At 58.4% G+C, this 12714-nt stretch carries 10 protein-coding genes and 1 pseudogene; 3 read left to right on the forward strand and 8 right to left on the reverse strand.

Features of this window, described 5'->3' with window-relative positions:
* The first annotated feature begins 24 nt into the window (after positions 1-24).
* Positions 25-2349, forward strand: coding sequence for a DUF1989 domain-containing protein (locus tag RZS32_RS02355; protein ID WP_317055431.1), 2325 nt, complete (start codon positions 25-27; stop codon positions 2347-2349).
* A gap of 143 nt (positions 2350-2492) precedes the next feature.
* On the opposite strand, the gene RZS32_RS02360 is transcribed toward RZS32_RS02355, so the two are convergent.
* The 8 genes and pseudogenes from RZS32_RS02360 to RZS32_RS02395 form a co-directional block, all read right to left on the reverse strand.
* Positions 2493-2879, reverse strand: a complete 387-nt coding sequence (locus RZS32_RS02360) for a Na+/H+ antiporter subunit G (RefSeq protein ID WP_317055432.1) — start codon at positions 2877-2879, stop codon at positions 2493-2495.
* Positions 2876-3163, reverse strand: coding sequence for a K+/H+ antiporter subunit F (locus RZS32_RS02365; protein WP_317055433.1), 288 nt, complete (start codon positions 3161-3163; stop codon positions 2876-2878). Before RZS32_RS02365 ends, RZS32_RS02360 begins: the two co-directional genes overlap by 4 nt.
* Positions 3160-3660, reverse strand: a complete 501-nt coding sequence (locus RZS32_RS02370) for a Na+/H+ antiporter subunit E (protein ID WP_317055434.1) — start codon at positions 3658-3660, stop codon at positions 3160-3162. Before RZS32_RS02370 ends, RZS32_RS02365 begins: the two co-directional genes overlap by 4 nt.
* Position 3661: 1 nt before the next feature.
* A pseudogene (locus RZS32_RS02375) lies at positions 3662-5232 on the reverse strand (monovalent cation/H+ antiporter subunit D).
* Positions 5229-5591, reverse strand: coding sequence for a Na+/H+ antiporter subunit C (locus tag RZS32_RS02380; RefSeq protein ID WP_317055436.1), 363 nt, complete (start codon positions 5589-5591; stop codon positions 5229-5231). The pseudogene RZS32_RS02375 and the gene RZS32_RS02380 overlap by 4 nt, the downstream one beginning before the upstream one ends.
* 1 nt (position 5592) lies before the next feature.
* Complete coding sequence (locus RZS32_RS02385; RefSeq protein ID WP_339106785.1) at positions 5593-8475, reverse strand: monovalent cation/H+ antiporter subunit A; 2883 nt, start codon at positions 8473-8475, stop codon at positions 5593-5595.
* 167 nt (positions 8476-8642) lie between these two features.
* A complete protein-coding gene (locus RZS32_RS02390) occupies positions 8643-9908 on the reverse strand; it encodes an NAD(P)/FAD-dependent oxidoreductase (RefSeq protein WP_317055437.1) in 1266 nt (421 codons plus the stop codon).
* Positions 9909-9941: 33 nt separating this feature from the next.
* Positions 9942-10898, reverse strand: coding sequence for a GlxA family transcriptional regulator (locus RZS32_RS02395; protein ID WP_339106786.1), 957 nt, complete (start codon positions 10896-10898; stop codon positions 9942-9944).
* Between the two features lie 65 nt (positions 10899-10963).
* On the opposite strand from RZS32_RS02395, the gene RZS32_RS02400 reads away from it, so the two are divergent.
* Together RZS32_RS02400 and RZS32_RS02405 are read left to right on the forward strand one after the other, a co-directional pair.
* On the forward strand, positions 10964-11872 hold the full coding sequence (locus RZS32_RS02400) for a 3-keto-5-aminohexanoate cleavage protein (RefSeq protein WP_317055439.1): 909 nt from the start codon (positions 10964-10966) through the stop codon (positions 11870-11872).
* Positions 11873-11952: 80 nt separating this feature from the next.
* Positions 11953-12714, forward strand: coding sequence for an SDR family oxidoreductase (locus tag RZS32_RS02405; RefSeq protein WP_317055440.1), 762 nt, complete (start codon positions 11953-11955; stop codon positions 12712-12714).

A 12714-nucleotide genomic window follows, 5' to 3' on the forward strand; every position in this document is an offset into this window, starting at 1 on the left:
TTTTAAACCGGAGTCCGGGCGGTGGTGTCTACACCAGTCCATCATGAGTTCAGCAATATCGGCTATGCAAAGCATGGTCGCAATTTTGCAGGGTTTCCCGACAAATCTGAGCGGTTTCGCAAACTTTTAGGCCCGCGCCAAGCGGTTCGGTTTGATCTCTCTTCGGGTGATTTGCTGTCGATCACGCCCAGGGGTGAAACGCGGCCGCTCAGCCTGCTGGTTATCGACAAAAAGGGCACGACGGCACCGGGTCTTTTGGGCTTGGAGAAAACGACTGCGCTTGTTTTGAGCGCATTTGACAGTGCCGAGCTTGCCGGTTGGTTTGTGTCACATGGCGGAGCGGCAGGCCCCTCTTTGTCAGTGGTGGATGTGCCAACACACGAGCTCTTGGCCTTGTCTGCAAAAGAGGCCTGCACCGTATGGGCCATCAACCCAACTCTGCCAGCAGATCTTGTTGGTGACGCTGCACCGGGTCCGATTGAAGTCACACATAAACCCGCCAAACCGTCTCCTGCCCTGTTCCTGCCGCCACCGCTCGGAGACGTGCGCGATGAGTTCACCGTGTCACGCGGCACGGCACACGCCTATGAGGTGCACCCCGGTGAGATCGTACAGATCATCGACGTCGAGGGACAGCAATGTTCTGATTTCATGGCGCTGCGAAGTGAGGGGCTGGACCGCGGCGAAGAGCTGATGATCGACAGCACCGCGACGCGGTCCATGGTGCGCGGGGCTTATCCGACACCAGGGCTTTTCGATAAGTTCTTTGATCGCGACATGCGGCCCATCATGAATGTCGTGCAGGATACCTGTGGGCGGCATGACACGTTTGGATTGGCCTGCACCGCGCGCGGATACGAAGAGCGTGGTTTTCCGGGGCATGTAAACTGTTCTGATAATATATCCGGCGCGCTATCGCCGTGTGGGGTCGAACGGCGCGCAGCCTGGCCTGCGATCAACTTTTTCTGGAACACCTGGATTGATCCAAACCATCACGGGCTGATGACCGAGGAAAGCTATTCCCGGCCCGGGGATTATGTGGCGCTCAAAGCGATGGATGAATTGGTCTGTGTCTCAACAGCATGTCCTGATGATATTGACCCGATCAATGGCTGGAACCCCACAGATGTGCATGTGCGCATCTACAAGCCTGAGGCCCCGATCCGGCGCGCCGTGGCCTATCGCGAAAAGGAAGATGCGCCCATGTCGATCAGCCAGGAAAGCGCGTTTCACCCCTGCACCTCCAAGTTTACCTCACATTTCGCACCTGCGCGCGATCTCTGGGCACCGGTCAGCTTTCCCGGTGTCGGCACGATTGGTGAGTACTGGGCCTGTCGCGAACGGGTCACGCTGCAGGATATGAGCGGGTTACGCAAATACGACATCGTGGGTCCAGATGCCGAAAAGCTTCTGCAAAGGGCCCTGACACGGGATGTTTCGCGCCTGGCCGTCTGGCGTGGGACCTATGCGCTGATGTGCGATGATGCCGGTGCGGTGATCGACGATGGCACGCTCTTTCGGCTTGCCCCGCACTTGTTCCGGTGGTGCTGCGGCACAGAAGAAAGTGCGCGGGTGCTGTCAGATCTGGCACAGACCGAAGGGTTGCAGGTGCGCGTTCACGGCATGGGCGGCGCCCTTCCCAATCTGGCTCTGCAAGGGCCAAGATCTCGTGACCTGTTGCAGAAGATTGTCTTCACCCAACCGCAAGTTCCGGCACTGGAGCATGTGAAATGGTTCGGCGCGACGGTTGCGCGGCTCAATAATCGTGAGGGCGTGCCGTTTATGCTGGCGCGCTCTGGCTACACAGGTGAGCTGGGGTACGAGCTTTTCTGCGCACAGGATGATGCCACGGCACTTTGGGATGCTGTGATGGCTGCCGGAGAGGAATTCGGGATCGCCCCGATGGGATCCGCCGCACTTGAGATGTTGCGCATCGAGGCCGGGCTTGCCGCAGCAGGTGCTGAATTCGCCCCGGGTGTCGATGCTTACGAGTCAGGGCTTGGGTTTGCCGTTGACCTCAAGAAGCCTGATTTCGTGGGACGTGCCGCTTTGGAACGCAATGCACGCGACCCGCGCAAAATGCTCAAAGGCTTGAGCTTTGAAAGTGACGATGTGCCCGCCCATGGCGCGCATGTCTTTGCCGGAGAGCGCGCGATTGGGGTAATCACCTCGGCCACACGCTCGCCCATCATGGACAAAACCATCGCCATGGCGCGGCTGGCCGTGGAACATGCCGAAAACGGAACGGTTCTGGAAGTGGGTCAAATGGACGGTCGCATGAAGCGGTTGACGGCAACAGTGTGCAACACGCCCTTTTATGATCCCAAACGCGAGCGCGCCCGCGCATAGGTCAGGCCAGAAAACGGTAGGCCAGAAAACGGTAGGGCGGGGTTTCACCCCGCCGCGCCGACCGTTTGCAAGACTGCAAAACCTAACAAGACCTTAAAGCGTTTCGCGCGCGAAACATTTTTGGAGTGTCTTCCTGCGAGACCTTACGCTTCTGCTTCAACCGCTTTGGGCCTTTCCTCGGGCACATCAAGCGTGGACCACGTTTTGTCCTTCAGCGGCTCAGGTGGTGTTTCGCATGTACGCCGGTGGATATGCACCTTGGCGATGAAGTTGGCAGAAATCGGTGCGGTGACAAACAGGAACGACATGATCAACAACTCGTGGATCGACCCGTCGCCGGTCACAAAAGCATGGATCATCCCGGCAAGCAGCAGCGCGCCGATGCCAACCGTGCCCACCTTGGTCGGGGCATGCAGACGGGTCATGGGGTCGGTGAATCGCAAAAGACCAATGGACCCCACCAAAGCAAAGATCGCCCCAATCAAAAGCCAGATCCCGGCAATGTAGATCAATACAGCATCAAGGGTCATTCGATGATATCTCCCCTGAGTTTGAAGCGCGCATAAGCCACGGTCGAAACAAATCCAAGCATGGCGATGATCATCGACACTTCGAAGTAGATTTGCGTGCCTTGCCAGATGCCCAAGAGCACGATGATCCCGATGGCGTTCACCACCATCGTATCCAGAGCAAGGATGCGGTCGCCGGTGTCTGGTCCGATCACCAGACGGATCATGCACAGAACCTGCGAGATCGCCACCGCGCAAAAGGCGATGACCAAGGCGATATTCATGAACTCCAGTGCGGCGGTCATAGGAAAATCTCCTTCAGGCGGGCTTCATACCGGGTCTTGATTTCATCGCGCACACCATCCGGGTCGTCCGTGTCCAGCGTGTGCACCAGAAGGCTGTGTCCTTCACTGGAGAGATCTGCAGAAACCGTGCCCGGCGTCAGGGTGATGGTCCCCGCCAGAACCGTGATGGCTTCGGGCTGTTTGAGGTCAAGCGGCACGATAACCCAGGCCGGGCGCAGCTTGGAATTGGGTCGTGTTAGAACAATCCATGCGACCTGAACATTGGCCACAAGGATGTCCCAGAGCACAATGATCATGTAGTTGAACAGCTTCAAAAGCCGTATGCCGTGCGGACGGTCCGGCCACCATACGGCGGTTATGCGCGGTATGATAATTCCAAGGATCAAGCCAAAAACCACCATTCCTGCAGAGATGTTGTTCTGCAGAAGCGTCCAAACCACCGTCAGCAAGAGCGTCAGGAAGGGGTGTGGAAAGAGCCAGTTGAAAACTTTGCTCATCTCAGTGCGCCTCCTCTTGCTTGGGTTTACTCAGTTTGCCGGGCGTGTCCAGAACAGTCGAGAAATAGCGCTGCGGCGCGAAAAGCTGCGCCGAAGTGGCGCTCATATAGGCGTGGACTGGTCCGGAGAAGACCGTGTAGCTGATCAGCAAAGCCAAGAGACCGCCAACAGCCACATAAGACAGGGTTGCAGGGGCTTCTGCCTGAGGCGCGATTTCTTCGTCTTCGTTGTCTTCCAAGGGTTCAGGCGCGACACTTTTTGCTTTCCAGAACACCATGCTTCCGGCGCGGGCAAACCCAACAATGCTGATAAGACTACCTGTCAGGACGACAACCCAAACCCATACACCACTTGCAGACGTGTAAGAGGCGTCGAGGATCAAGAGTTTGCCCAAGAACCCTGACAATGGCGGCAACCCGGCCATCGCGATCGCTGCCACAAAAAAGAGACCTGAGATCAAGGCCGCACCGGCCACGGGGGCAAAAGCGTCAGGTTCAGGTGCTCACGGCTGCTGCGCACAAGGTCTACGATCAGGAACAAAGCCGCACCCGCCAGCGTGGAATGCACAATGTAGTAAAGTGCCGCTGCGATGCTTTCGGCCGTGAAAAGCGATATGGCGACCATGACCATACCCATGGAGCCGATAACCGAGAACGTGACCAGCCGGTCCAGTTTTTTGGCCGCCAGGACGCCAGCCATGCCAATGGCCAGCGAAATGAGCGCTGCCGGCAAAAGCCAATCACTGTGAAGCCCGGCTGTCACCTCAAGATCAGGTGGGAAGATGATCGTGTAGACGCGGATAATCGCGTAAGCGCCCACTTTGGTCATGATCGCAAAGAGCGCCGCCACCGGCGCAGGCGCTTCGGCATAGCTTGAGGGTAGCCAGAAGTGAAGCGGGACAAGTGCCGCTTTGATGGCAAAGACGAGCAAAAGCAGAACCGCCGCAACGCGGATACCAACGGTTTCCTCGGCGTCGATCAAGGTCACCCTCTGGGCCAAATCGGCCATGTTGAGGGTTCCGGTCTCAGCATAGATGGACCCAAGTGCGAAGAGAAAGAGCGTCGAGCCGAGCAGGTTGAAGAGCACGTATTGCACGCCCGCGCGCAGCCTTTCCCGCCCTCCGGCATGGATCATCAGGCCATAGGATGCGATCAGCAGAACCTCAAAAAACACAAAGAGGTTGAAAAGGTCTCCGGTCAGAAACGCGCCCATTATGCCCATCAACTGAAATTGAAAGAGCGCGTGGAAATGGCGTCCACGTTCGTCCCAACCAGATGCCATCGAATAGAGCAGCACAAAGAAGGCCAACACCGCCGTCAGCAGGACCATCAGCGTTGAAAGCCGGTCACCCACAACCACAATACCAAAAGGCGCGGCCCAATCGCCAAGCTGATAGAGGGTCACCGTGCCATCAGACGCCTGCCAGGCAAGCCCTGCTGCAATGGCGATCAGGGCTACGACACCGGCCATGGAGAACACGCGTTGAATCTGAATGTGATAGCGTGCGGCCAGAACGATGAAAGGCGCGAGAATGGCCGGAAGGATGATTGGCGCGAGGATCCAGTGTGTCATGCCACGTCCTCCTCGGCTTCAGCCTGAGCCTCGGGATCGGTAGGATCATTCACCTTGTCATCTGCCGAGCTGAGATACGCACCGAGTGCGATCATCACGACCACGGCGGTCATGCCAAATGAAATCACGATCGCGGTCAGAACCAGCGCCTGCGGCAGCGGATCCGTATAGGTCTCGACCCCGTCAACAAGGATGGGCGGCGCTCCAATAACCAATCGGCCAGACGCGAACAAAAAGACATTCACTGCATATGTCAGAAGCGACATGCCCAGGATCACCGGGAATGTCCGCAAACGCAGCACCAGATAGATGCCAGCCGCGGTGAGAATGCCAATGGCGGAGGCGACAAGAAACTCCATGTCAGGTGGCCTCCGTCGCTTGCGTCGTCGTGTCGGTGTCTGGTGGATCGTCACGCGACGGGTCGATATCCATCGGATGCGCATCATCCACCGCATCCTGACGGCGCGCGAGGCGTGAGAAACTTTCCAGAGACAGCATCACGGCCCCGACCACGGCAAGAAACACGCCAAGGTCAAAGAGCGCCGCTGTGGCCAATTCAAACTCCTGGAAAGGTGGGATGCGAACGTAGGTGAAGTCCGATGTCAGGAATGGTTTGCTGACGAACCATGATCCAATTCCCGTCAGCCCGGCGATCAGAACACCTGCTCCGATGATGCCATGGTACGGGTAGCGCATACGCGCCGCGGTCCAGGAAAAGCCGCTGGCCATATACTGCATGACCACGCCAATTGACACGATCAGGCCCGCAATGAACCCGCCGCCCGGCTCATTGTGCCCGCGCAGGAAGATGTAAAAGCCCACCATCAGGACCACTGGCATCATCACTCGCGTGAGAACAACCATCATGATCGGATGGCGGCTGCCCGATTGCGGCTGATCCGGCACGCGGTTGAGCAAACGCGCGCGCACCGTGCTGGACAGAAGAGTTTCTGTGAGCGCGTAAATCAGCAGGGCCGCGATGCCCAGAACGATGATTTCACCATAGGTGTCAAAGCCCCGGAAATCGACAAGGATGACGTTGACCACATTCGTCCCGCCACCGCCTTTGTAGGAGTTGGCCAGGTGAAATTCCGAGATTGGGGTCGTGACCGCATCGCGCAGCAGATAGTGCATCGACAGTCCCATTGTTGCGAGACCACCGGCAATAGCGACTGCAATGTCGCGTGTGCGGCGCAGCGCCGAGCTTTCTACCGGGGTTACGTTGGGCAGGAAATTGAGGGCAAGAAGCAGCAGAATAATCGTCACCACTTCGACAGTGATCTGGGTCATGGCCAGGTCAGGCGCGCTGAAGAATACAAAGCCGACCGACACCATCAGCCCAACAATCCCGATCAGCACCAGGGACAAGAGGCGGTTGCGGTGCAATGTCGCCAGGCCGCAGGTCGCCGCGACAAGCATCACCCATCCTGCCAAAGCCACAGGGCTGACTGGCTGCATGACGCGCGTGGCCTCGCCAACCGTGCCGGTGCGCCAAGCATAATACCCGGCGACCACAATGGCGAGCGACGCAAACGCCGCGTAGCGCGAGAATGATCCATTGTGCAGACGCAGGATGATCGCCTGTGCAAAGCCTACGATGGCTTCCACGAGCCCTTCGAAAATCACCTTCGCCTCGGGACGCGGCGCTGCGTCCCAGGCGCGCATCAAGGGTTTGAACATGGCCAGGACAATCAGACCCCCCACAACTGCGGCAACCGACATGAAAAGCGCAGGCACAAGGCCGTGCCAGATCTTGATGTATTTAATCGGTATTTCGGCCGTGCCGCCCAGCACGGCCTCGGTAACAAAGAACACCGCAGGCTGCGCCAGGAAGGGGGCAACACCGATGACAACCACCAGAACCACGAGGATTGCCGGAGGTAGCCACATACCAGGGCCCGGATCATGCGGGTGTGCGGGATAATCGTCGCGCACCGGGCCCAGGAACGTGTGCCCGATGAAGCGGAAGCAGTAGGCGGCTGAGAAGAGTGAGCCGATGGTGGCCAGAACAGGCACCAACCACGGAATCCCAAAGAGCGTTGTGTGCGTTGCCTCTTCGAGCATCATCTCCTTTGACAAAAAGCCGTTGAGGAAGGGAATACCCGCCATGGACAGGGCAGCAATGGTTGCAATGACAAATGTCACAGGCATGAGCTTGGCCAACCCACCCAGCCTTGGAATATCGCGGGTCTTTGCCTCGTGGTCGACAATACCCGCAGACATAAAGAGCGCGGCCTTGAACGTCGCGTGGTTGAGAATGTGGAACACCGCCGCCAAAGCGCCAAAGGCCGTACCTGTGCCCAAAAGCATGGTGATGAGGCCCAGATGGCTTACCGTTGAGAACGCCAATAGCGCCTTGAGATCATGTTTGAAGAGCGCAATGACCGCGCCCAATACCATCGTGATCAAACCGGCGGTGGTGACAATCATCACCCATTCCGGCGTGCCTGACAAAGCAGGCCACATACGGGCCATCAGGAAGATCCCTGCCTTCACCATCGTGGCCGAATGCAGATAGGCCGAGACAGGTGTTGGCGCGGCCATCGCGTGCGGCAGCCAGAAGTGGAACGGGAACTGCGCCGACTTGGTGAAACAGCCCAGCAGGATCAGGATCAGAGCCGGAACATAGTGCGGCGAGGCCTGGATCAACTCGCGGTTTTGCAGGATCACACTGAAGTCATAGCTGCCCACAATATTGCCCAGAATGAGCATGCCCGCGATCATCGCCAAACCGCCCATACCGGTCACGGCCAGCGCCATGCGCGCGCCTTGCCGGCCCTCGGGCAGATGTTTCCAATACCCGATCAACAGGAAGGAAGAGAGGGATGTCAGTTCCCAGAAAACCAGCAAAAGCAGGATGTTGTCAGAGAGCGTGATCCCCACCATCGCGCCCTGAAAAAGCAGCAAATAGGTGAAAAACTCACCCATATTGTCGTCGCGCGACAGGTAGTAGCGCGCATATGTGATGATAAGAAGGCCGATGCCAAGGATCAAAAAGGCAAAGAAAAAGCCCAGGCCATCAAGCATCAGGTTGAAATTCAAACCCAAAGCCGGAAGCCAGTCGACCCTCGCCTGCACAACCTCGCCTGCCATGATGGCCGGTAAATTGGTCAGAAGCCCGATAAAGGCCGCCAAAGAGACAATGAATGTCACGCCTGCACAGGCCTGACGTCCGGCGCTGTTCATCAGCCCCGGAAGGAGCGCGCCTAAAAAGGGTAGTGCAACAACGAGGAAGAGAGACACGGACGTTCCTGATCTGAGTTTTAATGTATGTAACCGCCAAGCAGCGCCTTGTATATGGCCCAATAATTCCCGAAGAAAAGACTCGGGATCGGGCAAAAAGACACAGGTGAAACGGTTTTGCATCACCTTCATCAATCTTTTAAGGCTTCTGGCCGTTCAGGTGCGTTCTAACGTCGCAAACCGGGCGTGAACCGTTCGGGGGCGTAGGGCGCCAAGTCTATGTTTGGCGATTTTCCGGAAATGAGCTGAGATAAGATTTGCCCTGTTTTGGGACCTCCCGTCAGGCCGACATGGTCGTGACCGAACCCAGCGTAGGCCCCCTGAACACCCGGAATCGCGCCAATGAAAGGAATCGAGTCTCGCATGGCCGGGCGGTGCCCCATCCATTCTGTGGTGTCTTGCCATGTCAGCTCGGGAATTGCGCGCCGCAGGTATTCAAGAAACAACCGGTATGGCGCCCGGGATGGCACCGCATCAAAGCCGCCATATCCAACCATGCCCGCCAGTCGCAAGCGACCGTCCATAGGGGTAATCACGAATTTGCCTGCCGCCAGCATGACCGGCGAACGCGGCACCAGCGACGGCTCCCAAAGCTCCATGTGAAAACCGCTCTCTGGATGCAATGGGACCTTGAGACCAAGCTGTTCTACGAGGGTTTTGGACCAGGCGCCAGCCGCCAGAACCACTGTGTCGCATCGCAGTGTCTCGCCTCCGGCTCGCACACCAGTGACACGTCCGTTGTCGCGCACCACATCCGTGACATCCGCCTTCAGGATGCGCGTCCCTTGGGTTTCTGCAAATCGCGCCAGAGCTTTGACATACGCGCCCGGATCGGTGATCCGCCCATGGTTTTTCAAAATGGCAGCATAGCCCACCAGATCGGAATAAATCGGATCATAGGCGCGAAACTGATCCCCGGTCAGTTCATCCCACTCAAACCCTTGCTCACTGCGCACGGACCAAGCCAGCTGATCGGCCATGTATCCAGATTTCGTTTGATATCCAAAGACATAGTCAGTGGGAACAATAAACTCTTCAGCGCCTGTTCCGTTCGACATTGCCTGATGATCCGCCAGACTGTCGCCAATGATGGGTTGAATATCCTGAGCGCGCTGACGTGCGGCGGGCTCGTTGGCGTAGCGCAAATAGGGCAAGATCCATGGCAGCAGTTTGGGCAGGTGCGCCCAACGCAGGAACAGCGGCTCGTTCCGTTTGAACAGCATGCGTGGCACTTTCCCCAGCAGCCCGGGCATGGGCACCGGAAGCGTCGCGGCCGAGGCCAGAAGCCCGGCATTGCCAAAGCTCGTTCCTTCGCCGGGACCGTTCTTGTCGATCAGAACAACGTCATGCCCTTCCCGCAAAAGCCAGATGGCCGTGGACACGCCCACGATACCTGCGCCAATGATTGCGACACTCTTTTTGTCATTCTCCATGACGGCGAACACTGTGTGGCGGCGTGACCTGTGTCAACCACGTCGTAGCGCGCGTGGTGTCGCGCCGTAATGCTGTCTGATGGCGCGCGTGAGCGCCGATGGGGAATCATAGCCACAGCGCACGGCAATCTCGGCGATGCTGATCGGGCTGTCTTCGATCAGTTTGCGCGCCGCGGCCAGCCGTAAGTGACGATAGACCTTGCCCGGAGGTGCGCCCAGGCGTGCACGAAACCGGCGGTCCAGAGTACGCGACTGGCAGGACAGTATCTGAGCCAATTGCGTCAGCGACAGCGGCTTTTCCACGCTGTCCCGCATCAGTTGCAGGGCACGCTGCACAAGCGGGTCAGATAGCTTTGAGGATTTCGACTGATCCACCGGTGGATCGCCGTGCATAAACAAAGCCTCAACCTCGAGCCGCGCAGCCATGCCAAGGTGATCCGAAATCAAATCCAGCGTCAGATCCAATGCAGACATTGCGCCTGCGCACGTCACCACTGGACCATCGCGCACCAGGCGCGCCTGTTCGACATCTACTGCCAAAAACCGTTCGGTGAAGGAATCCAGCAGGTCCCAGTGCACTGTTGCGCGTCGCCCATCCAGAAGCCCTGCAGCCGCCAGAAGCCATGGACCCGCATCAAGGCCCACAACCACTTTCGCCCGCCGTGCCATCTCGCGTATCAGGCGGCGTATTTGTGGTGTGTCATGGCGACTGTGGCCATAACTGGCCATGACAAAGAGGTAATCGGTTGACTGCAAGGCCGGTAGAGCCGCCTGTGCCAATACGTCCAGACCGCTGGAAGACTGGCAAGCAGAGCCATCAGGGCTGAAGATTGACCAGTCGAACACCTGCCCTGTCCCTTGCATATTGGCCGCGCGCAGTGGTTCGATACAGTTGGCCAGACATAGGTTGGAGAACTGATCAAAGAGCAGCAGGCTGACCTTGATGGGGCGAGAAGATGAATTTGTCCATTCCGGCATGATTTTTGTCATTTAATGCAAATTCTTGACTCAGGCTAGCACGATACGCTTTCGCAACAGATTTGGGAGGATCACAGATGCCGCTTGCCATGAACCGCGAGGTTTTCATCACCTGTGCCGTCACGGGGGGCGGCGGTACACAAGATCGCAGCCCGCATGTGCCGCGCAGCCCCAAGCAGATCGCCGACAGCGCTATCGCCGCGGCCAAAGCCGGGGCGGCGGTGGTGCATTGCCATGTGCGAGACCCCGAGACAGGCGTGGCGGCACGGGGTCTGAAGCTCTATCGCGAAGTGACAGACCGCATCAGGGACGCGGAAGTGGATGTCGTTTTGAACCTCACCGCAGGCATGGGCGGGGACGTGATCTTTGGCAGTCCAGAAAACCCCCTGCCCCTCTCGGACACAACCGACATGGTGGGGGCCACGGAGCGCGTGGCGCATGTGGCGGAATGCCGGCCCGAGATTTGCACGCTGGATTGCGGCACGATGAACTTTGCCGAAGCCGATTACGTGATGACCAACACGCCCGGCATGCTGACCGCGATGGGCAAGATGATGACCGAGCTTGGCGTGAAGCCAGAGATCGAGGCGTTTGACACAGGTCATTTATGGTATGCAAAACAACTTGTTAAGGACGGCATTCTCGACAACCCTGCTTTGGTTCAGCTCTGCATGGGAGTGCCCTGGGGTGCGCCGGATGACCTCAATACCTTCATGGCGATGGTGAATAACGTGCCGGAGGATTGGACCTTTTCGGCCTTCGGTCTGGGGCGCAACCAGATGCCTTATGTCGCCGCCGCTGTTTTGGCAGGAGGCAATGTAAGGGTCGGGTTGGAAGACAACCTGATGCTCGACAAGGGCGTGCTGGCCACCAATGAGCAACTGGTGGGACGCGCGGTGGAGTTAATCGAACGGCTTGGCGCGCGTGTGATCGGGCCTCAAGAGGTGCGGGACAAGCTTGGCCTGACCAAGCGCGCTCCGGTGTAAAGAATGCGCGTCGGTATCACGTCGGTATCACGTCGGTATTGCGTCGGTGTTTTCACTGACGCCGTCACTGGCCGCACCCTATGACCCAGCGCGTGGTGATCACCGGCGGGGCGTCGGGCATCGGCAAGCGGCTGGCGGAACGGTTTGCCGAGACCGGCGCGCATGTTGCGGTCTGTGATGCGGATGCGCAGGCGGTAACTGAGATGGCTGAGGCGCATCCGGACATGATCGTGCGTCAGGCGGATGTGGCGGACGCCGCCCAGATGGAAGCGTTTTTGTCAGAGGTCGAAGCGGCCTTTGGCGGCGCAGATGTGGTCTGTGCCAATGCCGGCACCGGCGGGCCTGCGGGCCTGATCGAAGATTTGGACTATCAGGCCTGGCAGGACTGTATCGCGGTGAACCTGCATGGCGCCTTCCTGACCTGTCGCTGGGCGGCGCGTGTGATGCGGGCGCAAGGTGACGGCTTGATTGTGATCACCACGTCAACCTCCGGGCAATGGGGGCACCCCTATCGCGCGCCCTATTCTTCGGCCAAATGGGCTTTGGTGGGCCTCACAAAGACACTGGCGATGGAGCTTGGCCCCGCCGGGGTGCGCGTCAACGCCATTGCGCCGGGCGCCGTCGAAGGCGCGCGCATGGACCGCGTGGTTGCGATGGAAGCCAAGGCCAGTGGCAAGCCGGAGGCCGAGGTGCGCGCACAATATGTCAAAGGCGTGAGCCTGCGATCCTGGGTGAGTGCCGATGATCTGGCCAACACTGTTCTTTTCCTGGCCTCACCTGCGGCATCCAAGATTTCCGGTCAAGTTCTGAACATCGATGGACATACGGAGACGTTGGTGTGA

This window comes from Roseovarius sp. W115 (assembly GCF_032842945.2).
Taxonomy (GTDB): domain Bacteria; phylum Pseudomonadota; class Alphaproteobacteria; order Rhodobacterales; family Rhodobacteraceae; genus Roseovarius; species Roseovarius rhodophyticola.

Bases quoted from the DNA above. Each gene is read 5' to 3' on its own strand.
- RZS32_RS02360 (WP_317055432.1), bottom strand. From the start codon at position 2,879: ATGACCCTTGATGCTGTATTGATCTACATTGCCGGGATCTGGCTTTTG.
- RZS32_RS02365 (WP_317055433.1), bottom strand. From the start codon at position 3,163: ATGACCGCCGCACTGGAGTTCATGAATATCGCCTTGGTCATCGCCTTT.
- RZS32_RS02370 (WP_317055434.1), bottom strand. From the start codon at position 3,660: ATGAGCAAAGTTTTCAACTGGCTCTTTCCACACCCCTTCCTGACGCTC.
- RZS32_RS02380 (WP_317055436.1), bottom strand. From the start codon at position 5,591: ATGGAGTTTCTTGTCGCCTCCGCCATTGGCATTCTCACCGCGGCTGGC.
- RZS32_RS02390 (WP_317055437.1), bottom strand. From the start codon at position 9,908: ATGGAGAATGACAAAAAGAGTGTCGCAATCATTGGCGCAGGTATCGTG.
- RZS32_RS02395 (WP_339106786.1), bottom strand. From the start codon at position 10,898: ATGACAAAAATCATGCCGGAATGGACAAATTCATCTTCTCGCCCCATC.
- RZS32_RS02400 (WP_317055439.1), top strand. From the start codon at position 10,964: ATGCCGCTTGCCATGAACCGCGAGGTTTTCATCACCTGTGCCGTCACG.
- RZS32_RS02405 (WP_317055440.1), top strand. From the start codon at position 11,953: ATGACCCAGCGCGTGGTGATCACCGGCGGGGCGTCGGGCATCGGCAAG.